General features: G+C 64.7%; 26 protein-coding genes. 12 read left to right on the top strand and 14 right to left on the bottom strand.

Features of this window, described 5'->3' with window-relative positions:
- Window positions 1–2: 2 nt before the first annotated feature.
- The 4 genes from P3C50_RS09875 to P3C50_RS09860 all read right to left on the bottom strand — a co-directional run bounded on the left by P3C50_RS09875 (window position 3) and on the right by P3C50_RS09860 (window position 4,132).
- Window positions 3–1,415 (bottom strand): di-heme oxidoredictase family protein, encoded by a 1,413-nt coding sequence (locus P3C50_RS09875; protein WP_197856222.1) that lies wholly within the window; start codon window positions 1,413–1,415, stop codon window positions 3–5.
- A 68-nt stretch (window positions 1,416–1,483) separates the two neighbouring features.
- Entirely contained in the window at window positions 1,484–1,960 is a 477-nt protein-coding gene (locus P3C50_RS09870) for a hypothetical protein (RefSeq protein ID WP_197856221.1), read from the bottom strand.
- Between the two features lie 73 nt (window positions 1,961–2,033).
- On the bottom strand, window positions 2,034–3,413 hold the full coding sequence (locus P3C50_RS09865; RefSeq protein WP_275545872.1) for an ATP-binding protein: 1,380 nt from the start codon (window positions 3,411–3,413) through the stop codon (window positions 2,034–2,036).
- Window positions 3,410–4,132, bottom strand: a complete 723-nt coding sequence (locus P3C50_RS09860; RefSeq protein WP_197856219.1) for a response regulator — start codon at window positions 4,130–4,132, stop codon at window positions 3,410–3,412. The genes P3C50_RS09865 and P3C50_RS09860 overlap by 4 nt, the downstream gene beginning before the upstream one ends.
- 177 nt (window positions 4,133–4,309) lie before the next feature.
- On the opposite strand from P3C50_RS09860, the gene P3C50_RS09855 reads away from it, so the two are divergent.
- From P3C50_RS09855 to P3C50_RS09835, 5 genes are read left to right on the top strand one after another with little or no spacing between them, the layout of a single operon-like run.
- Window positions 4,310–6,655, top strand: coding sequence for a TonB-dependent receptor (locus tag P3C50_RS09855; RefSeq protein ID WP_197856218.1), 2,346 nt, complete (start codon window positions 4,310–4,312; stop codon window positions 6,653–6,655).
- Window positions 6,655–7,335, top strand: coding sequence for a Fe2+-dependent dioxygenase (locus tag P3C50_RS09850; protein ID WP_275545871.1), 681 nt, complete (start codon window positions 6,655–6,657; stop codon window positions 7,333–7,335). Before P3C50_RS09855 ends, P3C50_RS09850 begins: the two co-directional genes overlap by 1 nt.
- 20 nt (window positions 7,336–7,355) lie before the next feature.
- Window positions 7,356–8,459, top strand: coding sequence for an ABC transporter substrate-binding protein (locus P3C50_RS09845; protein ID WP_197856216.1), 1,104 nt, complete (start codon window positions 7,356–7,358; stop codon window positions 8,457–8,459).
- Window positions 8,456–9,529, top strand: coding sequence for a FecCD family ABC transporter permease (locus tag P3C50_RS09840; protein WP_197856215.1), 1,074 nt, complete (start codon window positions 8,456–8,458; stop codon window positions 9,527–9,529). The genes P3C50_RS09845 and P3C50_RS09840 overlap by 4 nt, the downstream gene beginning before the upstream one ends.
- Entirely contained in the window at window positions 9,526–10,305 is a 780-nt protein-coding gene (locus P3C50_RS09835; protein ID WP_275545870.1) for an ABC transporter ATP-binding protein, read from the top strand. The genes P3C50_RS09840 and P3C50_RS09835 overlap by 4 nt, the downstream gene beginning before the upstream one ends.
- Window positions 10,306–10,417: 112 nt before the next feature.
- Here P3C50_RS09835 and ycaC read toward each other — a convergent pair whose 3' ends face one another.
- Both ycaC and P3C50_RS09825 read right to left on the bottom strand, forming a co-directional pair.
- Window positions 10,418–11,047, bottom strand: coding sequence for an isochorismate family cysteine hydrolase YcaC (gene ycaC / locus P3C50_RS09830; RefSeq protein ID WP_183892921.1), 630 nt, complete (start codon window positions 11,045–11,047; stop codon window positions 10,418–10,420).
- Between the two features lie 216 nt (window positions 11,048–11,263).
- Window positions 11,264–12,247 (bottom strand): GlxA family transcriptional regulator, encoded by a 984-nt coding sequence (locus tag P3C50_RS09825; RefSeq protein WP_275545869.1) that lies wholly within the window; start codon window positions 12,245–12,247, stop codon window positions 11,264–11,266.
- A 106-nt stretch (window positions 12,248–12,353) separates the two neighbouring features.
- Between P3C50_RS09825 and P3C50_RS09820 the strand changes: the two genes are divergently transcribed.
- On the top strand, window positions 12,354–12,896 hold the full coding sequence (locus tag P3C50_RS09820) for a thioesterase family protein (protein ID WP_275545868.1): 543 nt from the start codon (window positions 12,354–12,356) through the stop codon (window positions 12,894–12,896).
- A 102-nt stretch (window positions 12,897–12,998) separates the two neighbouring features.
- Here P3C50_RS09820 and P3C50_RS09815 read toward each other — a convergent pair whose 3' ends face one another.
- A complete protein-coding gene (locus P3C50_RS09815) occupies window positions 12,999–13,442 on the bottom strand; it encodes a GNAT family N-acetyltransferase (RefSeq protein WP_275545867.1) in 444 nt (147 codons plus the stop codon).
- 287 nt (window positions 13,443–13,729) lie between these two features.
- On the opposite strand from P3C50_RS09815, the gene P3C50_RS09810 reads away from it, so the two are divergent.
- The 3 genes from P3C50_RS09810 (at window position 13,730) to P3C50_RS09800 (ending at window position 17,590) form a co-directional block, all read left to right on the top strand.
- Window positions 13,730–14,248 (top strand): RNA polymerase sigma factor, encoded by a 519-nt coding sequence (locus P3C50_RS09810; protein WP_275545866.1) that lies wholly within the window; start codon window positions 13,730–13,732, stop codon window positions 14,246–14,248.
- Window positions 14,245–15,084, top strand: a complete 840-nt coding sequence (locus P3C50_RS09805) for a FecR family protein (RefSeq protein ID WP_275545865.1) — start codon at window positions 14,245–14,247, stop codon at window positions 15,082–15,084. Before P3C50_RS09810 ends, P3C50_RS09805 begins: the two co-directional genes overlap by 4 nt.
- 82 nt (window positions 15,085–15,166) lie before the next feature.
- Window positions 15,167–17,590, top strand: coding sequence for a TonB-dependent receptor (locus P3C50_RS09800; RefSeq protein WP_275545864.1), 2,424 nt, complete (start codon window positions 15,167–15,169; stop codon window positions 17,588–17,590).
- Window positions 17,591–17,675: 85 nt separating this feature from the next.
- Here P3C50_RS09800 and P3C50_RS09795 read toward each other — a convergent pair whose 3' ends face one another.
- On the bottom strand, window positions 17,676–19,628 hold the full coding sequence (locus tag P3C50_RS09795) for a methyl-accepting chemotaxis protein (protein WP_275545863.1): 1,953 nt from the start codon (window positions 19,626–19,628) through the stop codon (window positions 17,676–17,678).
- A gap of 492 nt (window positions 19,629–20,120) precedes the next feature.
- Here P3C50_RS09795 and P3C50_RS09790 point away from each other — a divergent pair, with 492 nt between their 5' ends.
- The 3 genes from P3C50_RS09790 (at window position 20,121) to P3C50_RS09780 (ending at window position 23,219) form a co-directional block, all read left to right on the top strand.
- Window positions 20,121–22,061: a methyl-accepting chemotaxis protein gene (locus P3C50_RS09790; RefSeq protein WP_275545862.1), complete on the top strand. Its 1,941-nt coding sequence runs from the start codon at window positions 20,121–20,123 to the stop codon at window positions 22,059–22,061.
- 118 nt (window positions 22,062–22,179) lie between these two features.
- Window positions 22,180–22,890 (top strand): AzlC family ABC transporter permease, encoded by a 711-nt coding sequence (locus P3C50_RS09785; RefSeq protein WP_275545861.1) that lies wholly within the window; start codon window positions 22,180–22,182, stop codon window positions 22,888–22,890.
- Window positions 22,890–23,219, top strand: coding sequence for an AzlD domain-containing protein (locus P3C50_RS09780; protein WP_013716688.1), 330 nt, complete (start codon window positions 22,890–22,892; stop codon window positions 23,217–23,219). The genes P3C50_RS09785 and P3C50_RS09780 overlap by 1 nt, the downstream gene beginning before the upstream one ends.
- 9 nt (window positions 23,220–23,228) lie before the next feature.
- On the opposite strand, the gene P3C50_RS09775 is transcribed toward P3C50_RS09780, so the two are convergent.
- The 6 genes from P3C50_RS09775 to folM form a co-directional block, all read right to left on the bottom strand.
- On the bottom strand, window positions 23,229–23,816 hold the full coding sequence (locus P3C50_RS09775; RefSeq protein ID WP_197856204.1) for a putative glycolipid-binding domain-containing protein: 588 nt from the start codon (window positions 23,814–23,816) through the stop codon (window positions 23,229–23,231).
- Between the two features lie 160 nt (window positions 23,817–23,976).
- Window positions 23,977–24,318, bottom strand: coding sequence for a HopJ type III effector protein (locus tag P3C50_RS09770; protein WP_275545860.1), 342 nt, complete (start codon window positions 24,316–24,318; stop codon window positions 23,977–23,979).
- The gene (locus tag P3C50_RS09765) at window positions 24,315–24,608 is read right to left on the bottom strand and encodes a DUF1244 domain-containing protein (protein WP_275545859.1); all 294 of its coding nucleotides are present in this window, start codon (window positions 24,606–24,608) and stop codon (window positions 24,315–24,317) included. The genes P3C50_RS09770 and P3C50_RS09765 overlap by 4 nt, the downstream gene beginning before the upstream one ends.
- Window positions 24,609–24,683: 75 nt before the next feature.
- On the bottom strand, window positions 24,684–25,055 hold the full coding sequence (folX, locus tag P3C50_RS09760; protein WP_024309111.1) for a dihydroneopterin triphosphate 2'-epimerase: 372 nt from the start codon (window positions 25,053–25,055) through the stop codon (window positions 24,684–24,686).
- Window positions 25,055–25,615, bottom strand: coding sequence for a GTP cyclohydrolase I FolE (gene folE, locus P3C50_RS09755; protein ID WP_197856200.1), 561 nt, complete (start codon window positions 25,613–25,615; stop codon window positions 25,055–25,057). The genes folX and folE overlap by 1 nt, the downstream gene beginning before the upstream one ends.
- A gap of 22 nt (window positions 25,616–25,637) precedes the next feature.
- The gene (gene folM, locus P3C50_RS09750) at window positions 25,638–26,348 is read right to left on the bottom strand and encodes a dihydromonapterin reductase (protein ID WP_197856199.1); all 711 of its coding nucleotides are present in this window, start codon (window positions 26,346–26,348) and stop codon (window positions 25,638–25,640) included.
- Between the last annotated feature and the right edge of the window lie 72 nt (window positions 26,349–26,420).

Raw genomic sequence — 26,420 nt, 5'->3', positions numbered from 1 at the left:
CCTTAAAGGGAATTGAGGAAGGCGAGCAGCGCGGCTCGCTCATCGGCATCGAATTTCAGCACCTGCTGCTTGGCCGCTTCGGCCTCGCCGCCGTGCCAGAGTATGGCTTCCAGCAGGTTGCGGGCGCGACCGTCGTGCAGGAACTGGGTGTGGCCGTTGACGGCCTGGGTCAGGCCAATGCCCCATAGTGGCGGTGTGCGCCATTCGCGGCCCGTGGCGAGGAACTCCTCGCGGCCATCGGCCAGGCCTTCGCCCATGTCGTGCAGGAGCAGGTCGGTGTAGGGGCGGATCAACTGATTGGCCAGCTCAGGCTCGGCGGCATCGGCCGAGGTGGTGAAGCTGGGGGTATGGCACTTCTGGCAGCCGGCCTGGTGGAACAGGCTCTTGCCCTTGAGCACATCCGGGGCGTCGACGTTGCGCCGCGCCGGCACGCCGAGGTTGCGGCTGTAGAACAGCACGCTGGCGAGGATGTTGTCGCTGACCTCCGGTTCGCCGCCATGGGGCGCGGCCAGGCAATCGGCCTGCGCAGCGGTGCAGTTGTCGTGCGGGATCAAGCTGGTGGTCAGGCCCATGTCATTGGCGAAGGCGTCGGCATTCTGCTGGTTGAGGTTGGGCTGCCCGGCCTTCCAGCCGAAACGGCCGAGTACGCTGCGTTGCTGCTGGCGATCCCAGACGATGTTGGCGCGCCCGGAAATGCCGTCGCCATTGGCGTCGTCCGGGTCGGCAGCGGCGAGGATGTCTTGTTCGGCAATGGCTTCGAGCAGGCCCAGGCCGATCATCGGCGGGGCGATACGGGTGGAGAACAGAGTGTCCGGGTGCATATCGCCGTAACCGAGCTGGGTGATTTCCAGCTGCGGTTTGCGCAGTTCCACCCGCGTGCCGTCGGCAAAATGCACCGGCACGCTGCTGTAGTTCACCCGCACCTTGCCTTCGGGGGCGACGCCGGGGTTGGCCATGTCTTGCAGCTGGGTGCCGTAGGTGGGCTCGGCGACCACGCCCTGGCGCTCCAGCAACTCGGCATGCTCGGCCGCGGCCGGGATGGACAGGCGCACCAGCATGGAGGCTGCGCTGAGAGTACCCGGCTCCGGCGGATGGCCTCGGCCGTCCTTGAGGTGACAGTTCTGGCAGGCATTGGTGTTGAACAGCGGGCCCAGGCCGTCGCGCGCGGTGGTGGAGGCGGGCGCTGGCACCCAGGGGTTGCGGAAGAAGCTGTTGCCCACCGCAAAATCCAGGCGCCGGCTGGGCGCCAGGTTGGCCGCGGGCAGAGAGAAGGCGTTGTGGTCGAACTTGCGTACCGTGGCGGCGCCAGCCGACAGGGCTTCGCCGGGTTCTGCCGCCGTGAATTCGGGTTGCTGCTCGCAGGCGATCAGGGTCAGAGCCAGGATTGGCAGCAGGCAGCGCTGGAGCGGCGACATCGAGGAACTATCCGGACGGCAGGGAAACGGGGCGGCAAGATTATCAGGCTAACGAAATTTAAATAAGATCAATTAGCGTTATCCGGGCGCGGCCAGCGGTCGCGGGCTGCTGCGCCGTCCGCCTCAGCGGCGCCGGCCCGGTCCACCGCGATAAACCACTTCGGCTGCATAGCCGCGAAGTCGGTGCGCACGTTGGTGGGCAGATAGCTGGCCGAATCCAGCACACGCATCTGGCCGAGCGAGCGTTCGAACACCACCCAGTGCCAGAAGTTGCGGCCGTTTTCCTGGTGGTGCTTGATGGCCAGCAACGCCAGGTCCGGCAGGGCCTCCCAGGAGACGAAGGGCGTTTCGCCGGCTGCAGCTCTGGCGCCACCGCTAGCCAGCAGGCGGCGCACGTACTGGGTGTCGGACCACAGCGACTGGTCTTCGGCATGAATGCCCATGGCGTTGGCGATGGCCTTCATCTCGGCGTAGCGCTTGCCAAGGATGTTGGCGGCCGCGGCGATACCGCAGCCGCTGACTTCCTCCTGGATGACGGGTAGCACGATGCACTATTCCTTGTAGGTGGGATGAATGTCGAAGCTACCGGCCTGTGCCAACCATGGGAAGCACCAGCACTCAGCTCCGGCGCGGCAGGTCGAGGAGCGCCAGCAGCCCGCCGCTTTCGCGGGGTTGCAGGGTGAGGCTGCCGCCATGGGCGCTGGCGATTTGCCGGGCGATGCTCAGGCCGAGGCCATAGCCCCCGGTGCCTTCGCCGCGTGCTTCGTCCTCGCGGTAGAAGGGTTCCATGACGCGCTCCAGCAGCGCCTCGTCGATGCCCGGGCCGCGGTCGGCGATGCCGATACGTACGTACTCGGCGCTGTCTTCGAGCTGGATTTCGATGAGTCCGCCGGCATGCCGCACGGCATTTTCCAGCAGGTTCTGCAGGCAGCGGTGCAGGCCGCTGGCGTGGGCCACCAGCGGGCGAGCGCTGCCCTGGATCGCCACCTCGGCACCTAGATCATGAAAGTCCGCCTGCAGGCCCTGCAGCAGCGCGTCGATATCCACCTGTTCACGGGCGTCCTGCAGCTCGCCGCTGCGCAGGAAGTCCAGGCTCGCCGAGACCATTTCCTCCATGCGTTGCAGGTCGTCGCGAAAGCGCTGGCGGGTGGCTTCGTCGGCGAGCAGCTCGGCGCGCAGACGCAGGCGGGTAATCGGCGTGCGCAAATCGTGGGAAACGGCGGCGAAGAAGCGCGTGCGCTCGGCGATGCTGTCGATCAGGCGGCGCTGCATGGCATTGAACGCCTGCGCGGCCTGGCGCACCTCGCGCGGGCCTTCGACCGGCAACGCAGGGCGATGGATGTCCTGGCCGAGGGCTTCGGCAGCGCCGGTCATGCGTTGCAGCGGGCGCAGCACCAGGCGCACGGCGAGCAGGGCGATCAGCACCACCACGATGATGCGCAGCAGGTAGATGCGGGTCAGGTAGTCGAGCAGCAGCGACAGCGGCGGGGTGTTCGTCCAGCCCTGCTCCTCGGTGGCCTGCAGGTAGAGCAGCGGGCCACTGGGCAGCTGCAGCTCCACCAGAAAGCGACCACTGGCCGGGCCCGTGCCGAACAATACCGGCAGGCTGGCCGGATGGCCGTCCTGATCGAGCACCTCCAGGCTCAGCAGGCGCAAGCGGGGAGCCGCTCCGGTGCGTTGCTCGACCACTTCGCGCAGCAGCGTTTCGCGATTGCGGTCGGCCTTGTCCAGTGGCGACGTGCTCGGCGGGCGTTCGAGCAGGCGAAAGTCATCGGCCTGCAGCGCACGAATCAGCGCCATGGCCTGCTGCGGATCGTGCCGGTCGAGCAGGATCAGATCGGCCAGGCGCGTCGCCAGCAGGCGCGTGGGGATCTCAAGCACCTGGCCATGGCGCACTTCGTACCAGATGCTGCTGGTCAGCACCTGCGCGGCGAGCAGGCCGGTCACCAGGATCAGCACCAGGCGACCGGACAGCGAGTCGGGCCAGAAGCGCTTCACCCTTGCTCGACCTGTTCGACGGTCAGGGCATAGCCCTCGTTGCGCACGGTGCGGATCAGCCTGGGCGCACGCGGATCGTCTTCCAGATGCTGGCGCAGACGGCTGATGCACACGTCGATGCTGCGGTCGAAGGGCGCGCGTTCCTTGTCGAAGGCATGGCCAAGCAGGAAGTCGCGGCTCAGCGGGCGATTGGGGTGTTGCAGCAGCAGGCGCAGCACGCGGTAGTCGGAGTTGCCGAGGCTGATTACCAGGCCGGCGGGCGAGCGCAACTGCCGCGTGGCGGTGTCCAGGCGCCAGCCGGCGAAGCGCAGGGTGGTGGCCTCATCGAGGCGCGCGCGATCCGGAAAGCTCTGCGTGCGGCGCAGCACCACCTTGATCCGCGCCAGCAATTCACGCGGATCGAACGGCTTGGGCAGGTAGTCGTCGGCGCCCATCTCCAGGCCGACGATACGGTCGACCAGGGTGCCGCGCGCGGTGAGCATGATCACCGGAATGTTGCTGCGCACGCGCAGCTCGCGGCACAGGGTCAGGCCATCCTCGCCGGGCATCATCAGATCGAGCACCACCAGGTCGATCAGTTGCTCCTCCAGACGCTTGCGCATCTCCACACCGTGGCTGGCCACGCTGGTCTGGTAACCGGCATCGCTGAGGTAGGTGGAAAGCAACTGACGAATCTCGGGATCGTCGTCGACGATGAGGATGTGATCCGGTCGGGACATGGGCATCACCTGTGGGCGGGACGAGCACCTTACACCGGTGCCGTCGGGCAAATGTAATGGAATGTTGTGGCGCGCAGGTCATACGATCGCCGATACATCTCGACAGCCAGGGGGCTGGGGCGCAATCGATAGAATCCTTCGAATACAAATGCGACTGATTGTATTTAAGGAATATCGATGTCCCAAGTGCTTCCCGCAGTCCCCTCGAGTCTGTCGAAAACCCTGGCTCCGGCGTTCGGCCTGATGCTCGGCGCCTGCACGCTGCCGACGCTGGCCGATGATAGCGCGGTGCAATTGCCCGCCACCCAGGTGACCGGCCAGAACGTGCCCTACAAGACCGACCGGGCTTCTTCGGCGAAGATCGCCGTGCCGCTGCTCGACGCGCCGCAGAGCGTCAACGTGGTGCCGCGCGAGGTGCTCGACGAGCAGAACGCGCAGACCCTGCAGGACGTGCTGCGCAACGTGCCGGGCATCACCTTCATGTCCGGCGAGGGCAACCTGGGCTGGGGCGACCTGTTCTCCATCCGCGGCTTCTCCTCGGAGCAGAGCCTGACCGTCGATGGCGTGCGTGATTCCGGCATGTCCAGCCGCACCGACACCTTCAACCTGGAGCAGGCCGAAGTCTACAAGGGCACCGGCTCGGTGGAGTCCGGCGTCTCGGCCATCGGCGGCAGCGTCAACCTGGTCAGCAAGCGCGCCCACCTCGGCGACGACGGCAAGCTGTCGGCGGGCATCGGCAGCGACAACTACAAGCGCCTGACCGCGGACATCAATCGCGAGATCAACGACACCAGCGCGGTGCGCATCAACCTGATGAAGCACGGCAACGCGGTGGCCGAGCGCGACGAAGTCGACTACGACCGCTGGGGCCTGGCCACGTCCTTCGGCTTTGGCCTGGGCACCGAAACTCGCCTGTGGCTCGATGCCTTCTACCAGAAGGACGAAAACACCCCGGACGGCGGCGTGCCGATCCAGCGTGGCAGCAATGGCAAGCGCATGCCCGGCGTATCGCGCGATGCCTGGTACGGCGATTCGAGCCTGTACACCCAGCAGACCGAGACGCGCTCGCTGACCGGTCTGTTCGAGCATGACTTCGACGACAGCACCACGCTGCGCAACCAGCTGCGCTGGCAGCAGACCGACAACTGGGCGGTGCTCTCGCCGGCGCGCTTCGTCGCCGCCAACGCCGATGGCAGCCGCAACTGCACCGGCACGCGCTGTGCCAGCCTCGGCTACGTGGGCGTCGGCCCGGTCAGCTCGGTCAATGGCGTCAATGCCTATACCGACTACGCCAACAGCGGTGACACCCGCTATGGCTACCTGCGCGGCAGCGACTTCGGCCTGTCCAAGCGCTATTCGATCATCGACAACCAGACCGACCTGAGCTTCGACTTCGCCACTGGCGGCATCGGCCACCAGGCGGTCACCGGCGTCGAGCTGTACAAGGAAACCTACGCCGGCCTGCACAAGAGCATGAAGGTGCCGGACGGCGCGATGTTCTTCGACATGACCGATCCGGCCCATCACTTCGCCTCCACCTACGAGCGCAAGGGCTACGGGGACCCGGCCACCGAGGTGAAGAACGCCGGCCTGTACGTCTCCGATACCCTGACCTTCAGTCCGCAATGGCAGCTGCTGCTGTCGCTGCGCTATGACCGCTGGAAGGTCAGCACCGAGAACGGCGGCAACGAAACCAGTCGTCGCGACGACACCTTCGGCGGCCGCGCCGGGCTGGTGTTCAAGCCGGCGCACAACGGCAGCATCTACCTGTCCTACAGCCAGTCGGCGCAGCCGTCGGCCATCGGCGCCACCACCAACAACCAAGTCTACGGCGCAGCGAGCACGGCAAACTACGAGCCGGCCAAGGCCAGCACCTACGAACTGGGCACCAAGTGGGAGCTGCTCGACAAGCGCCTGGGCCTGACCGCTGCGATCTTCCGCACCGAACTGGAGAACAGCTGGGAATACAGCGAAGGCGAGGCCTCGCCGGTACGTGCGCTGCCGGCCAAACGCGTCGACGGCGTCGAGCTGGGCCTGCAGGGCGAGCTGACCTCGAAGTGGAGCGCCTACGCCGGCTTCGCGGCGATGAAGAGCCGCCAGACCAAGGGCGCCAACAAGGGCGAGGAGGCCAAGAACGTCCCCGACCTGACCGCCAACCTGTGGACCACCTACGACCTCAGCGACGACCTGAGTCTGAGCTACGGCGCCAACTATGTCGGTCGCCGTCGCTATAGCGACAACAAGTACGTGGGCGGCCTGAACAACAACAGCAGCTACGCCGATGGTCCGTCCGGGGTGGCCGCTATCTACACCCGTGACCATGAAAAGGCGCCGAGCTACTGGCTGCACAGCGTCGCGGCACGTTATCAGGTCGATTCGAACACTACGGTCAATCTCAACGTCGACAACCTGTTCAACAAGTTCTACTACAGCCGCATCAGCGCCTCGCTCGATGGCTTCCAGCTGTATGGCGTGCCGGGCGCCGGGCGTACCGTCACCGCCAGCGTGGATTACAGCTTCTGATGCTGATCGAGATCGAAGCGCTGCTCAGCGCCGCGGAACTGGACGAGGTGCGTCGGCAACTGCTGGCGCAACCCTGGGTCGAGGGCAAGGCCACCGCCGGCGTGCAGTCGGCGCAAGTCAAGGCCAACCGCCAGCTGGACGAGGACAACCCGCTGGCCCGCCAGCTCGGCGAGCTGATCCTGCGGCGGCTGTCGGACAACGCGCTGTTCATGTCCGCCGCCTTGCCCAAGCGCATCTACCCGCCGCTGTTCAATCGTTATGGCGCTGGCGAGGCGTTCGGCTTCCATGTCGACAACGCCATCCGCGGTATCAAGAGCGTGCGCGAACGCGTACGCACCGACCTGTCTGCGACCCTGTTCCTGGCCGATCCGGCCAGCTACGACGGCGGCGAACTGGTGATCCGCGACACCTTCGGCGAGCAGCGCGTCAAGCTGCCGGCCGGGCATTTGGTGCTCTATCCCGGCAGCAGCCTGCACCGGGTCGAGGCGGTCACCCGTGGCGAGCGCCTGGCCTCGTTCTTCTGGATCGAGAGCCTGGTGCGCGAGGACAGCCAGCGGCAGATGCTGCTGGACATGGACGTGGCCATCCAGCGCCTGACTGCCCAGGGCGCCGACGACCAATCACTGCTGGAACTCACCGGCGTCTATCACAACCTGCTCCGCCGCTGGAGCGACACCTGAATCCATTCGAGGTCATTGCCGTGAATATCTCCCCGCTGCGGCGCGTACTCGCGCTGCCCCTGTTGCTGCTGGCCCTGGTAGGCTCCGCCCATGCCGTGGAAGTCACCGACGTGCTCGGGCGCAAGGTCGAAGTGCCGGCCGAGCCCAAGCGCGTGGTGCTGGGCGAAGGGCGCTTGTTCTTCGCCCTGGCGCTGCTCGACCGCGAGGCACCGTTCCAGCGCGTGGTCGGTTGGCAGAACGACATGCGCCTGCTCGACCCGCACACCTACGAGGTGTATGCCGAGCAGTACCCGGGCATCGCCCAGATTCCGCTGATCGGCCAGGCCTCGGAGCAGAGCGTCAGCGCCGAACAGATCCTCGCCCTCAAGCCGGACCTGGCGGTGTTCAGCATCGCCGGTGAAGGCCCGACCCAGCACAGCCCGGTCGCCGACCTGCTTGCCGCAGCGGGCATACCGGTGCTGTTCATCGATTTTCGTGTGCACCCGATCAAGAACACCCGCGTCAGCCTCGAAGCGCTGGGCAAACTGCTCGGCCGCGAGCGCGAGGCGCAGGAATATCTGAGCTTCTATGAGCGCCACCTGGCGCGCGTCACCGAGGCGGTGGCCGACCTGCCGGATGCGCAGCGGCCCAAGGTGTTTCTCGAGCTGCTGGCTGGCGTCTGGCAGGCGCCGGGCCACACCACCGGCAAGAGCGGCCTGGGCGGCGTGGTCGAAGCAGTCGGCGGACGCAACATCGCCGCCGGCGTGGTGCCGGGCGCGATCGGTGACGTCAGCGTGGAGTATGTGCTGACCGCCGACCCGGACGTCTACATCGCCACCGGCAACCGTAACCCGGGCGTGCTGCTCGGTGCCGGCGTGGACGAGAAGACCGCCCGCGATAGTCTGGCGAAGATCACCGCGCGCCCCGAGTTCGCGCCGCTGCGGCCGATCCGTGATGGCCAAGCCCATGCTCTGTGGCATGACTTCTACAACTCGCCGTTCAACATCCTGGCGATCGAGAGCATGGCGCGCTGGATTCATCCCGAGCGCTTCGCCGACCTCGACCCGCGCGCGACCCAGGCCGAGATCAACCGCTTCCTTGCCGTTGGCCTGGATGGCCACTACTGGATCGACGCAACGCCGTGAATGCCTATCTGCAAAGTGCCGGCGCGCCGGCGCTGGAGGCGGCCGCGCTGAGCTACCGGCGCCTGTTGCTGCGGCGCGGTCTGCTGGTGTTGCTGCTGGTCGGCCTGTTGCTGGTCAGCGTACTGGCCGACCTGGCCAGCGGCGCCTCCGGCATGGGCCTTGGTCAGTTGTTGGCCGGCATTCTCGACCCCGGCGCGCTGAGCGCCACCGAGCGCGTGATCATCTGGAACGTGCGCCTGCCCTACGCGCTGATGGCGGTGCTGGTCGGCGCCGCGCTGGCGTTGGCCGGCGCCGAGATGCAGGCGATCCTCGACAACCCGCTGGCCAGCCCCTTCACCCTGGGCGTGTCCTCGGCAGCGGCGCTCGGCGCCTCGCTGGCCATCGCCTATCCGCTGGCCATCGACTGGCTGGCGCCGAGCGGCCAGGTGACGGTGGCGGCGTTCGTCTTCGCCTGCCTGTCGGTGCTGCTGTTGCAGGCCATGTCGCGCCTGCGTGGCGCCGGGGTGGAGAGCCTGGTGCTGTTCGGTATCGCTCTGGTGTTCAGCTGCAATGCGCTGGTGTCGCTGCTGCAACTGCTGGCCACCGAGGACGTGCTGCAGCAACTGGTGTTCTGGACGCTGGGCAGCCTGGCTCGGGCCAACTGGGAGAAGCTCGGCATCCTCGCCGCGGTGCTCGCCGTGCTGCTGCCGTTCTCCTTGCGCGCCGCGCCGGGCATGACCCTGCTGCGCATGGGCGAGGACCGCGCACGCAGCTTCGGCGTCGACGTGCGCCGCCTGCGTTACGCTTCGTTGCTGCGCATCAGTCTGCTGGCGGCGACTGCGGTGGCCTTCGTCGGCACCATCGGTTTCGTCGGCCTGGTCGGCCCGCATATGGCGCGCCTGCTGGTGGGCGAGGATCAACGCTTCCTGCTGCCGGCCAGCGCCCTGGTCGGCGCCTTGCTGCTGTCGCTGTCGTCCATCGCCAGCAAGCTGATCCTGCCGGGGGTGATCGTGCCGGTGGGCATCGTCACCGCGCTGGTTGGCGTGCCGGTGTTCGTCGCGCTGGTGTTCCGCCGTGGGAGGCGCCTGTGACCCTCAGGGCGGAAAACATCGCGGTGGCCTATGGGCGCCGACAGATTCTCCACGGGCTGTCGCTGCCCGAGCTGCAGCCGGGCGGCCTGGTGGCGCTGGTCGGCCCCAACGGGGCTGGCAAGTCCACCTTGCTGCGGGCGCTGGCCGGGCTGGAGCGCATGCAAGGCAGCCTTACTCTCGGCGGCCAGGATCTGACGCGCATCGGCGGCGGCGAGCGTGCTCGTACTCTGGCCTACATGCCGCAGCAATTGCCGCCGGGCATCGCCCTCGGCGTGCTGGAAAGCGTGCTGGCGGCGCTGCGGGTGAGCGAGGAGGGTGAGGTGCTGGCGCGTGCCTTCGACGCCCTGGCGCGCATCGGCATCGAGGATCTGGCCGAGCATTCGCTCGATGGTCTTTCCGGTGGGCAGCGGCAACTGGTCTCGCTGGCGCAGTTGATCGCGCGGCGCCCGCGGGTGCTGCTGCTCGACGAGCCGACCAGCGCGCTCGATCTGCATTACCAGTTGCGGGTGATGGATTGCGTGCGCGACCTGGTGCGCGAGCACCAATTGCTGGCGGTGGCGGTGCTGCATGACATCAACCTGGCGGCCAGTTGCGCCGACCAGCTGGTGGTGATGCGCGCCGGCCGTATCCATGCCAGCGGCACGCCCGACGAGGTGCTGACGCCGCATCTGCTGGCCGAGGTCTACGGCGTCGAGGCGCGCGTCGAACGTTGCTCGCGCGGACGGCTGCAGGTGCTGGTGGATCGGGCGCTGCCGGCCGGTCAAAGACTCGGCTGACAGGCAGCCGCAAGGCTCGCCGCGGATGTCGACCAGCACGGGCGAGTCGAGCTTTTCTCTTGCGCAAAGAAACCGGAGCCTTTGCAGGCTCCGGTTCGGTTTCAGGCGTGGATCACTTACCAGCGGTCAGCGCGTTGTAGCTGGTCATCAGGTTGCGGTAGTCCGGGATGTGATCGGTGCAGATCTTGGCCAGGCCTTCCACGTCGTTGCGCCAGTCGCGGTGCAGCTCGCAGGCAACGGCGAACCAGTTCATCAGTTGCGCGCCGGCCTGGGTCATGCGCTGCCACGCCGAGTCGCGGGTGATCTGGTTGAAGGTGCCGGAGGCATCGGTGACCACGAACACGTCGAAGCCTTCCTCGATGGCCGACAGGGCCGGAAACGCCACGCAGACTTCGGTCACCACGCCGGCGATGATCAGCTGCTTCTTGCCGGTGGCCTTGATCGCCTTGACGAAGTCTTCGTTGTCCCAGGCGTTGATCTGGCCAGGGCGGGCGATGTACGGCGCGTCCGGGAACATTTCCTTCAGCTCGGGAACCAGCGGGCCGTTGGGGCCGGTTTCGAAGCTGGTGGTGAGGATGGTCGGCAGGTTGAAGAACTTGGCCAGATCAGCCAGCGCCAGCACGTTGTTCTTGAACTTGTCCGGCTCGATGTCGCGAACCAGCGAGAGCAGGCCAGCCTGGTGGTCGACCAGCAGTACGACGGCGTTGTCTTTGTCCAGGCGGTTGTAGGTGGCGTTGGTCATGGTGAAGTCCTCGAATTGTTTTCAATGTGCCGGCTGTGCCGGTGAGTGGGTTTTCGTTCAGCAGTGCGTCACTGCATGGAAGAAAGATTAAATTCGAGACCCTTTTCCGACTAGACTGCGAAAATTGCCTCTAGCGTTCTATTTGGGGAACGATAAAGCGTTTGATCGCTTCTGCGACCTCACCCAGACGATGGGCGAGGGGCAACACGCAGAGTGTCAATCATCCGCCTGAAGGCCTGCCGGCATGCGCAGGAAACGCTTGCGAAAGGCAGTTGGAGAAACGCCGACACGCTGGCAGAACAGGCGGCGGAACGAGTTGCTGTCCTCGTAGCCCACCCGGCTGGTGATCGTCTCGACGCTCAGGCGTGTGGTTTCCAGCAACTCCTTGGCCTTCTCCAGGCGCAAGCCCTGCAGATAGGCCAGCGGCGGAAGGCCGGTGGCATCCTTGAAGCGACGCTTGAAGTTGCGCACGCCGAAGCCGAAGCGCGTGGCCAACTCGTCGATGTTGCACGGCTCGGCGAAGTGGGCCGCCATCCAGTCCTGCACGCGCAGGATCGCTTCGTCGCCATGGCTGCGCGGCAGCGACCAGCTGATGTAGACGGACTGCTCGCTGCGCACATTGTCGATCAGCAGGTAGCGGCTGCATTGCTGCGCCAGTTCGCGCGAGGCGAAGTGGCGAATCAGGTGCAGCAGCAAATCCATCGCCGCGCTCGCCCCGGCGCTGGTGATCACTCGGTTGTCCTCGCAAAGGATGCGCCGCTCGTCCACGCGGGCTTGCGGGTAGCGACGCCGCAGCAGGTCGGCGAAAGCCCAGTGGGTGGTGGCTTCTACACCGTCGAGCAGGCCCGCCTCGGCCAGCATGAAGGTGGCCGTGCACATCGAGGCGATCACCGCCCCCTGCTCATGCTGACGGCGCAGCCAGCCGGCATGGCGTTCGAACGTCGGCAGCGCCTCGCGCAGGCTGAAGAGAAAGCCGGGGATCAGCACTAGGTCGGTTTTCTTCACCGCCTCCAGCGCCACGTCCACCGGCATGCTGCGGCCAAGGGCGCTGGCCGCCGGCTGCCCGTCCAGCGAGGCCACGCTGAGGGTGAAGGGCGCTGGGGCCGGCAGGGCAAAACGATTGGCGGCGTCGAGTACTTCCAGAGCCAGGGCAGCGCTGGCCAGCGAGCTGTAGTCAGCCAGCAGCAAGGTGACGTGCATGAATGCTCCATTGCGTAATCAGCATGGTATTGGTCATTTCTGCATCTACCTTACTCCAGGCGCGCCGCCTAGAGTGCGCCCCTTCATTCAAACGGGTGTTTGTCGCATGAACCTCTGGTTTCGCCTTTTGCTGATGTTGCTGCGCCGTCCCTGGCGCCGGCCGGTGCCGGGACTGGCCACCACCGTGGTGCGCCTGCGGGTGTGGCCGCTGGATCTGGATTTCAACCGGCACGTCACCAATGGTCGCTACTTCACCCTGGCCGATGTCGGACGCATGGATTACGTGCTGCGCAGCGGCGCCTTTCGCGTGGCTCTGCGCCACCGTGCGCTGCCCATCGTCGGTGATGTGTGCGGCAAGTTCCGCCGTGAACTGAAGCTGTTCGAGCGTTTCGAGATCCACACACGCATGTTGGGCTGGGATGACAAGTGGAGCTTCGTCGAGCACCGCTTCGTAAAGGATCAGCGGGTCATCGCCGTGGTGGTCATGCGCGGGTTGTTCCGTGGGCCGAAGGGGAATGTGGCGCCTGCCGAATTCGCCCGTGAGCTTGGTCTGGACGAGCAGTCACCGGCGTTACCCGATTGGCTGCAGCAGTGGTCGGCCAGCTGCGACGGCCTGAGTCTGCAACTGCGTGAGACGGAGCGACCTTAGGTGCCGGGCTGGCCATTACCACCTGGGTAGTCAAATTTACGAGAAGGGCCGCAACACCAGGTGTTGCGGCCCTTCTTCCTGAGCGAGATACCGCCTGAATGTTCAGCTTCGGCGTTTCTCGTAACGCATGTCGCGCTCGTCGACGGCGTCCGCCAGTTCCCAGCCATACCGGCGGTAGAAACCATTGGCGCGGATGCTTTCATGGCCATCGGTGATCAGCCAGATCGACTCGTGATGCTGGAATAGCGCAGTCTCCGCCGCACCCAGCAACAGGCGACCGAGGCCATGGCCTTCGGCTTGCGGGCGAACGAACAAGGCGAACAGTTCGCCGGCTTCGAGATCGACCATGGCGAAGCCTGCCGCAACACCGCCCAGTTCAGCTATCCAGGCGCACGGCGCCTGGTCGATGGCCTCGGCCAAGGCAGCAGGTGTAATGCCGAGTTCGGCCATCTGCTCGCGGGAAAGGTGGTTCTGAACGACGCTGGTGCGAATGTCGAATAGCGTGTGGATATCGGCTACGGTGGCCGGGCGAAGCGTGGCTTTCATGGCAGGGCTCCTTGTGCATGCAGGCCACCATAGGGTGCCTCTAAAAACTACCTGCGTTGTCATCGCTGCGTTAAAAACAAGCTCAAAATGCTCATTTACAACTCGTAAACTCCGCTTTTTCGCTTGTTTTTGCCTTGCGCTGACTGCCTCGCTTACGTTTTTAGAGGCACCCCATAGTCGGTCGAGGCCATTGGCCTCAAGCCGATAGCGATCCTTGTTGTAGTGCTTTAACTGAAAAGAATTCTCACTTATATTCGCGCTCATCCAATTGGCAGCGAAGCGCTCCCTTGTCCCATTCCTCCGCCAATACCTCTCTGCTCGCCGCGCTGGTTCGTCATTACGACGAACTGGTCGACTCGGTGCGTCGCCGCTTCGGCGATCGCCAGACGGCACGCGAGGTGGTCCACGACGTTTGCGTCCAGTTGCTGGAAGCACCGGAGAAGGAGGGTGTGCGTGTGCCACTGGCGCTGCTGCGCAAGATCGCCCATGACCGCGCCGTCAGTCATTACCGTAGCGAGCGGCGACGGCAGGCCTGGGTAGACGAGCAGACGCAGTTGCCGGAGGTAGCCAGTGCCGCTCCGGGGCCGGAGCGCTGTCTCGAAACGGCCGATGAGCTGGATCGTCTGTGTGCGGCGATTGCCGAATTGCCGCCGCGCTGCCAGCAGGTGTTCGTCATGCACAAGATCCACGAGTTGCCCCAGCAGGCGGTAGCCGAACAGCTAGGGATTTCCCTCAAGGCGGTGGAAAAGCACCTGCGCGTGGGCATGAGCAAGTGCCTGGCCTGGTTGGAGCGGGTAGCGCCGTGAACCGTCAGCCGCCGCACGAGGACGACCGCATCCCGGCCGACGACGCCATCGCTCGCCACCGCGAGGCACTCAAGGCGCGCTTTCCCCTGCCGGCGCCGGTCAAGCGCAGCAGGCGCTCGCCGGGCTCCACGGTGGGGCTGTTCGCCGCCGCGCTGGCTATGGCCGGTGGCCTGATCTGGCTCGACCCTGCCTATCGCAACGAGGATCATGCCAGCGCTCCTGGGCAGGTACAGACCATTGCCCTGGCTGATGGCAGCCAGGTGACGCTCGATGGTGACAGCCGTATTCGGGTGAGCTGGCACCTGCGTAGCCGCCGTGTGGAATTGCAGGCCGGCCAGGCGCTGTTCGCGGTTGCGCCGATGAGCTACCGACCATTCCTGACCCAGGCCGGTGCTACGCGGATTGTCGTGGTTGGCACACGCTACAACGTCAGCCGACTGGGCGACGAGGTGCAGGTCACGGTGAGCGAGGGCAGGGTGGCTGTACACGGCCGCGGCGATACGCTGCTGCTGAGCCTGGGTGAGCAGGTGCGGGTACGCGCCGGTGAGCTTGGCACGGTCACGCGGGTCGATGCCGAGGCGAGCGCCGCCTGGGTCGATGGTCGTCTGGTTTTCGAGCGCACACCGCTGGGTGAGGTGCTCGATGCGCTGCAGCGCCATACCGGTATCCGCGTCAATCTGTCGGACGCCAGCCTGGCTGAGCTACCGGTATCCGGCCGCTTCGAACGCTCGCGCCTGGAGGGATTGCCGGCGCTGTTGCCGAAGATCCTGCCAGTGGACCTGACGACGGGGCCCGATGGCGTGCCGACGCTGAGCCGGCGTCAGGCCAAAAAATAATTTTCGTCGTGAGGTAGGGTTTTGCCCGCGTAGCGGCGGCTATCTCCAGGAACGCCCTCTTTTCATTCCCGGAGCCCCCCACGTGAGAACCCCGAAACTGCGCCTTAACCTGTTGGCCAGCAGCCTGCTGCTGGGCTTGTCGTCGATGGTGCAGGCCGCCAACGAAGTCGATTTCGACCTGCCTGCCGCGCCGCTCGAACAGTCGCTCAATGCCCTGGCCGGCCAGTCTGCCGCGCAGATACTTTTCTCCAGCGACATCGCCAGCGACAAGCAGGCCGGTGAGCTGCGTGGTCGCTACAGCACCGGCGAGGCCCTGCAGCGCCTGCTCGAAGGCAGTGGCCTGGAGGTTCACCAGCAGGGCGAGAACACCTTCATCATCGTTTCTCGCGAGGCCGCGCTGTCGCAGGCGCCGAGTGCCGCGCCACTGCAACTGGGGGCGATGGACGTGACCGCCACGCGTACCTCCAGCAGCCTGGTTCCACAGGTGCGCCAGGTCGATGTGATCGAACGCGAAAAACTCGAGCAGTTGCGTCAGGGTTCCGACAGCCTGGCCACCTTGCTGGCCAAGGTCACGCCGGGCATGTCCAATTCCAGCCGCACCATCACCGACTATGGCCAGACTCTGCGCGGGCGCACCATGCTGATCCTGGTCGACGGTGTGCCGCTCAATACCAACCGCGACTCCTCACGCAACCTTGCCAGCATCGACCCGGCGCTGATCGAGCGGGTCGAAGTGGTGCATGGCAGCAGTGCGATCTACGGTGCCGGCGCCACCGGCGGCATCGTCAACATCACCACCCGTCCGGCCGGTGGCGAGAGCCGGGCCGAAACCACCCTCCGTGGCTCGTCCTCGCTGACCCAGCTGGACAGCGACAGCCTGGGCGGTGAACTGCAGCATCATCTGTCCGGCGCGCAGGGGAAGGTCGACTACGCCTTCGACCTCGGTGTGCGCCATGTCGGTGGCTCGTTCGACGCGGACGGCAAGCGCATCGCTCCCGAACCGAGCCAGGGCGACCTGTTCGACTCCAACAGCTTCAACATCGGCGGCAAACTGGGCCTGCGTATCGATGAGGATCAGCGTATCCAACTGGCCCTCAGCCATTCCGATGCCAAGCAGGACAGCGACTACACCGCCGACCCTGCAGTTGCCACGCTGCCCGCCGGCAGCGTGCCGGCGCAGCCGCTCAAAGGCCTGAAACTGGATACCCAGAACCGTATCAAGAACACCCTGGCCAACCTCCAATACGACCACGCCGATCTGCTCGGCAGTCGTCTGTCCGCGCAGCTCTACTATCGCGACTACTTCACCCGCTTCACCCCCTTCGACGCACGTGGCGTCGCCACCCGTGGGCGCTTCGTCGATCAGGTGATGCAGAACAGCGAGATTCTCGGCAGTCGCTTCACCCTGAGCACACCGCTGGGCGAGAACACCGAGCTGGTCTGGGGTGGCGACTTCAACCACGAGCGCAGCGACATGCCGCTCGACATCTTCGACGCTGCGCGCTACGACGCCAGCGGCGGTCGGGATTTTGAGAAGATCGGCAAGCTCACCTACATGCCCGAGCTGACCACCATCAGTACCGGCGCCTTCGCTCAGCTGCGTCATCGCATCAACGAGCAGTGGTCGGTCGATGGTGGTCTGCGCTACGAGTACGCCACCGCCGAGTTCGATGACTTCGTGCCGTTGTCAGAGATTCGCAATGCCAACCCGGCGACCGTCAGTGGCGGCAAGGTGCGTTATGACGACGTGCTCGGCAACCTCGGTGTGGTCTATTCGCCGCTGGCCGGCCAGGAAATCTATGCGGCTTTCAGCCAGGGCTTCCAGTTGCCGGACATCGGTGTACAGCTGCGCAATGCGCGCAGCGGTTTCGACATCGACTCTTCCGAACTGGAGCCGGTGAAGACCAACAACTACGAGCTGGGCTGGCGCGGTGCGCTGGGCGAGCAGACGCAGGGCGCGCTGGCGCTGTTCTACACCACCTCGAAACTCGGTGACGTGCAGAGCTTCAACAACGGCCTGATCCTGACCCGCACCGAGGAGCGCATCCACGGTGTCGAGGGTAGCCTGGACTGGCTGAGCCTGGAGGAAACCTGGGGCCTGGGCGGCACCTTTACCTGGATGAAGGGCCGCGAGAAGCCGGACAATGGCGAGTGGCGCGACATGACCGGTTTCCGCGTGCCGCCGCTGAAGCTGACCGCCTACGTGCAGTACAACCCCAGCGAAGCCTGGAGCAACCGTCTGCAGGCCACGTACTTCGCCAGCAAGGACTATCGCATCGATGGCCAGGCCAGCTTCGGCCGCCGCGACGTGGACGGCTATACCACCGTCGACCTCATCAGCGACTACCGCCTGAGCGAAGCGGACAAGGTCAGCCTGGGCATCCAGAACCTGTTCAACCGCGATTACTACCCGCTCTACAGCCAGCTACTGCGCAGCAACAACAACACCAGCCACCTGCCGGCGCCTGGCACTACGCTGACGGTGAGCTACAGCCACCAGTGGTAACCAAACGGCCCCGCACGATGGCGGGGCCGTTTTCTCGAACAGCGCGCTCGGCAAACCCTTTGGGCAGGCCGAGCGGCGCGATGCCTCAGCCTACCTTGAAGCGGTTCACCAGTTGCTGCTGGTGATCGGCCAGACGCGCCAGCTCACGACTGGTTACGGCGGTCTGCTCGGCGGCGGCACTGACCTGAATCACCAGGTCGTTGATCTCGTTGACATTGCGGTTGATCTCCTCCGACACCAGGCTCTGCTCCTCGGCGGCCGAGGCCACCTGGATATTGCGGTCGCTGATGCTGGCGATACCATCGGCGATCTCCACCAGCAGGTCGCCAGCCCTGACCACGTTGTTGGCGCCGGCCTGGGCCTTGTCCAGGGTTTCCTGCATGGAGCTGGCTGCGCGGTCGGAGCCGCTCTGCAGGTTGCTGATCATCTGCTGAATGCTGACGGTGGAGTCCTGGGTCTTCTGTGCCAACTGACGTACCTCGTCGGCTACCACGGCAAAGCCACGACCCTGCTCGCCGGCACGGGCCGCTTCGATGGCGGCATTGAGGGCCAGCAGGTTGGTCTGTTCGGCGACGCCCCGGATCACGTCGAGCACCGAGGAGATGGCATCGCTTTCCTGCTTCAGCTCGATGATGATCTGCGCGGTCTGTTCGGCCTGCGTCGACAGGGCCTGGACCAGGCGCACGGTGCTCTCGATTTCGCTCTTGCCCTGCAGCGTGCTGTCGTTGACCCGGCGCGACATTTCCGCGGCTTCGGTGGTACTGCGCGCCACATCACGCACGGTGGCGCTCATCTCGTTGATGGCGGTGGCGACCTGATCAGTGCCCTGGCGCTGTTGCGCCACGTTCTGGCTGGTCTGCAGGGCCACGGCCGAGGATTCTTCGGCGGCGGTGGCGACCTGCGCCGCAGCGCCACCGATTTCCTCGATCACTTCCCTGATCTGCTGGGCCATGTTGTTGAGGTTGCGCGCGATAACGCCGAACTCGTCGCCGCCTTCATAGCTCGTGTGCGCGGTCAGATCGCGTCTGGCCAGGGCCACCAGGGTCTGATTGAGATCGCTGACCGCCGATTTGATGTTGCGGATGATCAGCAGCGACAGCACCACCACGGCGGACAGCACGCCGAGTATGGCTGCGATAGTCAGCCACAGGCTGCTGGCGGCTTCGTCGCGCGCCTGGGTCGCCAGGTCGCCAACGCTCTGGCCAAGTTCGGCCTCGAGCTGACCCATCAGGTCGATGCGGCTGGTGGAAAGCCTGAACCAGTCTTCGGGCTTGATGCCCAGCGGGGTGCCGAGCGGGGTTTCGAAGGCCAGGCGTTGCAGGCGCGCCACCTCTTGTGAGTCGGGTTGCTGCAGCGCATTGTCGAGCTTGCTGCGGAAGCTGGTGGAGGCACGGCGTTCGAAGGCATCCAGATAGGCCGAGAATTCGCCCAGGTTACGGCTGAAACGCGATAGCAAAGCGGCATCGAAGAGGTTCTGGTTGAAGACCAGGCCGAGCAGCATGCGCTCGCGCCCGGCGCGCTCCTTCATTTCCACGAACTGGTTGAGGGAACCCAGCGCACGCAGGATCTGTGGGTTGTCGACGCTCGCCTCGAGGGCGTGGGTGTAGCCGATCAGGGTCTGGATCAGGTTGGTGTAGCGGCTGCCCGAGTTGGTGCTGTTCAGCGATAGCGCATCGACCTGCGGACGCAACGCGCCCAGTTCGTCGAGCGCGCGCAGGGCCTCGTTCATGTCGTTCGAGCCCTGGGCGCGCAAATGGTCCGCCGCGGCGTCGCTGTCACGGCGATATTCGGCCAGCTTGTCACGCATGGCAGTGCCGCTGCTGCCGATGAACACGCCGCTGGCGCCGCGTTCGCGTTGCAGGGCGGTGATCACGGCGCTGATCTTCTGTGCCGCGCCGCTGGCGGTCACGGTCCGATCCATCTCGGTCAGGGTCTGGTACTTGCCGGTGACATAGACGCCAGCGAACGCCAGGAAACCAAGTAATGGGAATATCAGTATGAGCAGTAGCTTCACGCTCAGCGGGGCATTTTTAAGCATCTGTTTCTTGCCTCATCGTCTTGAATTGGATAGTTGGCAGGCGAAGTTACGACGATTGTCGACGGCCCCCCCTTGGGCCAGCGACTAAGCAGGCTGCGAGGGATCTAGGTGCCCCTCTGCTGTTGCGGTGTTGTAGTGCTTCGTTGTATCGGCTGCGTCGGGGATTGAAGGGATGGACTCGTTTATCTGGCCTTGGTCTGCAACTTGGATATGGCAGGCGTCGGTCAGCAACGGTTATGCGAACGAAGCTCGTACGGAGGTCATCGTACGACTCAGGCTTTTCTTTAACCAACTGCCTGATCGCGATCAATGACATACGCAGTGAGCTGAGTGTTCACGGGTAGATTAAACAAAATCAACTGTCGGTCTTTGACCGACAGCAATAGGTCGCTTTGCCATCTCAAGTCATTCATCGCCGAGCCGATAATGTCCCTGAGGGTTCGTCGTCGCGCGCGCGCCTGGTGAACCCACTACCCTCGAGGGCTTCATCGAATGAATATCAAACAAAAGCTGACCTGTGCGTTTGTCGCGATTGCGTGCCTGCCCATCCTCCTGGTTGCCGCTGTGGTCATCTATAACCTGCGTGCGCAGGCTGAGGCCGACTTCCTCGATGGCAGCTCCCGCGAGATACGCCAGATCGACAACGCCATGGGCATGTTCTTCAAGGGCATCACCGAGAACGTCGAGTACCTGGCGAGCCTGCCGCAGATGACCGCCGCTCCGACCCTGAAGAACTATTCCTCGGCGGACGCGGCAAGCACTCCGCTGCCGGAATCCAACCAGGAGCTGGAAAGCATCTTCGACCGCTTCGCCAAGTCCCATCCGACCACGGCCTATCTTTCGTACGGGCGAGTGGACGGCGGCTATGCCATCTGGCCGAGCGATCCGGGGCTCAGCAGTTACGATCCGCGCATACGTCCCTGGTACAAGACCGCTATGTCGGCGCCGGGCAAAACGCAGCGCACCGCCGCCTACTACTGGGCGCCTGACGATGCCGTGCTGATCGGGACGGTGCGCACCGTCAACGACACGCAGGGCACGGTCGCCGGCGTGGTCGGCCTCGACGTCTCGCTGAAGCAGCTCACCGATCTGGTCAAGCAGATCAAGATCGGCCAGACCGGCTACCTGATGCTGGTGGAGGACAGCGGCAACGTTCTGGTCGACCCGCAGAATGCCGGGAACAACTTCAAATCCCTTGCCGATCTCGGTGGTGACTACGCGCGCATGGCTGGCGCCGACGGCTTGCTGGAAGTCGAACTCAACGGCACCCATTACATGGCCAATATCTGGTCGTCGCCGACATTGGGCTGGCGCTTCATCGGCCTGATCGAGCACGACGAGGTCATGGCCAAGGCCAATGACCTGGCCTGGCAGGTCGGCGTGATCGTGCTGATCCTGGGGCTGGTGTTCGCCATGGTCGGTACCCTGTTCGCCAAGCTGATCGTCAACCCGATTCGCAGCGTGGCGAGCGGCCTGGAAGGTATCGCGCAGGGTGAAGGTGACCTGACGCGCAGCCTGAATATCCAGGGCAAGGACGAGACGGCCCTGCTGGCGCGCTGGTTCAACCAGTTCCTCGGTACTATCCGTCAGTTGGTGCAGCGCATCATAGAGGCCTCGGCCGCCCTGCGTCAGACCTCCGATGGCTCGACGAGGGTGGCCCAGGACATGACCGACGTGGCCGAGCGCCAACGCGGTGCAGTGGAGATGGTGTCGACGGCCTTCAACGAGATGGTCGCCACTGCCAACGAGGTGGCGCGCTCGTGCAGTGAGGCCGCCACCTCTGCCGATGATGGCCAACGCCAGGTGCATGCCGGGCAGGCGCAGATCGAGGATGCCACCGACAGCGTGTCGCGCCTGAGCGACAACCTCAAGCAGTCGGCGCTGGCGCTGCAGGCGCTCGAACAGGACAGCCAGAACATCAACGCGATTCTCGGCACCATTCGTTCGATTGCCGAGCAGACCAACCTGCTGGCGCTCAACGCGGCCATCGAGGCCGCCCGTGCCGGTGATCAGGGACGAGGCTTCGCGGTGGTGGCCGACGAGGTTCGGGCCCTGGCGCAGCGTACCGCCGACTCCACCGGCGAGATCGACAGCCTGCTCGGTGGCCTGGCGCGACGCACGCAGGAAGTCACCCGGCAGATGCAGAACAGCCTGGAGATGTCGCAAGCCAGCGTCGAGCGCATCAGCCTGGCGAGCCACAGCTTCGAGCAGATTCGCGGCGCGGTGGATCATATCCGCGATCAGAACACCCAGATCGCCACTGCCGCGGAAGAACAGCATCAGGTCGCCGAGGACATCAACCGCCATATCGCCCAGATCCAGAACGACGCGCTGCTGGTGGAGAACCTGGCGCAGTCGGCGCACCGCGATTCGCAGGAGCTGGCGCAACTGTCCGAGCAACTGCACGGACTGGTCGGGCGGTTCCGCGCCTAGCCTGACTGCGGCGCCGCATGAGCATGCGGCGCCGCAGCGCTGGTCGCACCATTCTGCGCAAGAACGTTCAAGACCTGCTTCGGTGGCCCGGTTAAGCTCGGCTGCCCAAGGAGGTTCCATGTCCCGTCATCACGAATTCACTCAAGGCGCCCGCGATATGCTGCCGATGCTGCTCGGCGCCATTCCCTTCGGCATCATCTTCGGCAGTCTGGCTGGCGCCGCCGGGCTCGATCCCTGGCAAACCCTGGGCATGTCCGCCCTGGTATTCGCCGGTTCCGCACAGTTCATCGCCATCAGCCTGCTGGCCGGTGGCGCCGGCATCGCCGTGGTGCTGCTGACCACCTTCGTGGTCAATCTGCGTCATGCCCTGTACAGCGCCAGCATGCAGCCCCACGTGCGCCACTTGCCCAAGCGCTGGCGCGTGCCGCTGGCCTTCGGCCTGACCGACGAGGCCTATGCGGTGGTGGTACAGCGCTATGCGCGTAGCGACCAGGATACCTATCGCCATTGGTATTTTTTCGGCGCGGCATTGGCCATGTACTGCAACTGGCAGCTGTGCACGCTGGTGGGTGTGCTGTTTGGCCAGGCAGTGCCGAACATCGGCGAGTGGGGGCTGGACTTCGCCATGCTGGCGACGTTCATCGGCATCGTCGTACCCATGCTGCGCAACCGGCCGCAGGTGGCTGCGGCCCTGGTCGCGGGCGCCGTGGCGCTGGCCTGCCATGCCTTGCCGTACAAGCTCGGCCTGATGGCTGCTGCGGCCAGCGGCATCGTCGTCGGCGTCTGGTTGGAGCGGCGCAAGCCGGCGCTGCAGGGGGAGTTGGTCTGATGGATATCTGGTTGCTGATCCTGGGCATGCTGGCGATCACCTTCGTAACCCGCTATAGCCTGTTCGCCTTCCCTGACCTGCGTTTTCCGCCCCTGGTCAGGCAGGGGCTGCACTATGTGCCAACGGCCGTGCTCACGGCCATCGTGGTGCCCGGCATGCTGCTGCCTGACGGGCAGCACTGGGCGCTGACCTGGAACAACGCCTACCTGCTGGCGGGCGTCGCCGCCATCGCCATCGCCGCGTTCACGCGGCACTTGCTGGCGACCATTGGCGGTGGGCTGCTGGTGTTCTTCCTGTTGCGTTGGGCGTTCGGTCAGTTGCCGATCTAGTGTGGTATGTCAGACCTGCGCGCTGGCCTTCAGCTCGCGCGGGTTCTGGCGCAGGTATTGTTCGTTGGCGTTGAGCAGCAGCACCTGGTCGTCGACGCTCAACTCTTCCTGCGCCTGGTTTTCGGCCTGGCTGCGATAGAGGTTTTCCCCAGGGCGGCGGTGCAGGCACTGGTAGCGTTGCTGGCGCGGCTCCACCTTGAGGTTGACGAGATCGATGTAGGCGACCTGCATCTCGTCGCTTTGCCCGGTTTCCAGGGCGCTACGTTGTAGCAAGGGCGTGTGGGTGAAGGGCGAGGCGGAGAGCATGACGTGCTGGCATCGCTGCAATTCGGGGCGCAGCTCGCCATTGAGCAGCCAGTTGCCGCGCAGGTCTCGCTCCAGGGAAAGCTTGCGTTGGCCGTGGTTGTCGACCTTGAGCCAGAGGCGGCGGAAGCGCCAGCGTGCGTCGCAATCGATCAGGTAGTTGGCAGCGATGCTGTTGCCCCTGATGACCTGCATGAGGTGGCTGGTGGCGTGAATGCCATGGGCATCCTGATTCAGACGGAGCGTTTCCACGCCGGGGGTGTGCCTGGGCTTCCATACCAAGGTCTGCTGCATCGCTCGACTCCATGCCGGATGCGAAACAGGAGGGAAGGGCGACTGCGCGCGGAACACGTTCCCTCGTGTTCGATGAATTGTAGGCGCGCAGCATAAAGCGATGTCAGTGTGATGTCTGTCAGCTTTTGCCGACAAGAGTGCAAATTTTTGCGCTACCGATTCAGGCTTTGCGCTTGAGCGGTTGCAGCTCGAACTTCACGCCTTCCAGGCCGTGGGCCATCAGTGCACGAATGTTGCCGTGATCGCTGCCCTGCGGTGTGGCCACTACGCTGCGGTAGTGTTCGCCAAAGGCGCGTAGCGCCTCGTCCTTGCTCAAACCTTCCAGCAGCGCCAGGCCCAGGGTCTTGCAGGAGCCTTCGTTCTGCCCCGCAGCGTTATCTACGTCGCCATTGCGAAAGGCGCTGGGCTGATAGTCGTAGTGCTCGGCAACGAAGGCCAGAGTTTCACTGAAGGCGTAATCGTCCTGCTGCAGGCGGCTGCGCAGTTCGTTCAGAGCGGTCATTGATGCTTTCCTTTGGCAAATGCGGCCTGCTGTTCGGCCGACGCTTCTTTCTGATACTTGGCCTTCCAGTCGGCATAGGGCATGCCGTACACGGTTTCGCGGGCCTGGTCGGCGCTGACGTCGACGCCGAGGTCGTCGGCGGCGGCCTTGTACCATTTCGACAGGCAGTTGCGGCAGAAACCGGCCAGGTTCATCAGGTCGATATTCTGCACGTGGGGGCGCGTGCGCAGGTGCTGGACCAGGGCGCGAAAGGCTGCAGCTTCCAGTTCGAGGCGTTCTTGCTCGGTCATGGTGGGCTCTCCGGAGATGGTGGCGGCGATGATAAAAGCGTCGTCGGGGAGCGACAAGCCGCCAGATGGAAGCTGTCAGCGGTGGCCAGCGAGGGTGATGGATACCGACTCGGCGAAACGCAGAGCGTGCGGCTTGTCCACTTCGACTTCGGCATAGCGCACGGCCTGGTGAGCCATGACTAGGTCAAGAATTTCCTGAGTCAGGCGTTCGAGCAGGGCGAAGCGATTGCCTTCGACGTGGGCGATGATCGCCTTGGTGATGGTGCGGTAGTTCAGGGCGTGTTCGATGTCGTTGACCTGCACGGCGTCGACCGCCGGATAGAGGATGGTCAGGTTGATCAGCACGTCCTGCTTGTTGTTGATCTCTTCCTCCTTGATGCCGATGTAGGTGCGCAGGCGCAGGTCCTTGACGCGGATGCGCGCCATTCCGGGTTCCAGTCGCGGCATTAGTTGTTCCGTCCGATCAATTGCAGAAATTCATGGCGAGTGTTGCAGGACTCGCGGAACGCGCCAAGCATCACCGAGCTGCTCATCACCGAGTTCTGCTTCTCCACCCCGCGCATCATCATGCACATATGCTTGGCCTCGATCACCACGGCGACACCGGCAGCGTTGGTCACGCGCTGAATCGCGTCGGCAATCTGTTTGGTCAGGTTCTCCTGGATCTGCAGGCGACGTGCGTACATGTCGACGATGCGCGCTACTTTCGACAGCCCGAGCACCTTGCCGGTGGGGATGTAGGCGACATGCGCCTTGCCGATGAAGGGCAGCAGGTGGTGCTCGCACAGCGAGTACAGCTCGATGTCCTTGACGATCACCATCTCGTCATTGTCGGACTCGAACAGCGCGCTGCCCACGATCTCCTCCAGCGACTGCTGATAGCCATGGCAAAGGTACTGCATGGCCTTGGCGGCCCGCTTCGGGGTGTCGAGCAGGCCCTCGCGCTCCGGGTTTTCACCGAGGCCCTTGATGATTTCGCGGTATTGCTGGGATAGGGGTTCGCTCATGGCAGTGTCCTGGGCAGTCGCCTCACTTGAGGTGGCGGCCGCCGTTGAGGGTAAGGGTGGTTCCGGTTACGTAGGGGTTGTCCAGCAGATAGCGCAAACTCTGGTAGAAGGCCTGCGGGCCGGGTTCTATGCCCAGCGCTGATTTGGCCAGGGCCCTGGTTCGGTAGGCCTCGTCATCGCCTTCGTTGAACATCAGCAACGCCGGGGCGATGGCGTTGACCTTGATACGTGGAGCCAGGCGCGCGGCGAAAGACAGCGTCAGGCTCTCCAGGCCGGCCTTACTGGCGCAGTATGCGGGGCGATTGGCGCTGCCCTTGCGTACCACGTCGTCGCTGACGTGAACGATGTCGGCGTATTCCGACTGCAGCAACAGGTCGCTGCAATGCAGGTTGATCAGGTAAGGGGCAAGCATGTGCACGCTGAACAGCTGGCGGAAGGCTTCGGCTTCATCGCCCGGCATTTCGGCCAGCCATTGCGAGGCGTTGTGGACGATCGCGCGCAGGCCGCTGCACTGCGCCTTGAGGCTGTCGATGAAGGCGAGAATCCCCACTTCATCGCTGAAGTCGGCCTGCAGAGCAATTGCGCCGCGCTCACGCAGTCGGCCGATGCTGTCGCGCTCCTGACGGTAGCTGACGATGACCGACTGGCCTTCGTCGAGCAGGCGCTCGGCGCAGTACAGGCCAACCCTCTGGCCGGCGCCGGTGATCAGGATGGGGAAGCTGGCAGCGCTCATGTACGACTCGCAGATTTGAATGAAGGCCTGGTTCGTACCGCCTCGGGATACCTGACCAGTGGCAGGCGGCAT

Origin of the sequence: Pseudomonas sp. Marseille-Q0931, from assembly GCF_940789645.1 — a bacterium.
In the GTDB taxonomy this organism is placed as follows: domain Bacteria; phylum Pseudomonadota; class Gammaproteobacteria; order Pseudomonadales; family Pseudomonadaceae; genus Aquipseudomonas.
Note: the sequence above shows the minus strand (reverse complement) of the source record. Positions and strands in the feature narration are given on the sequence as shown.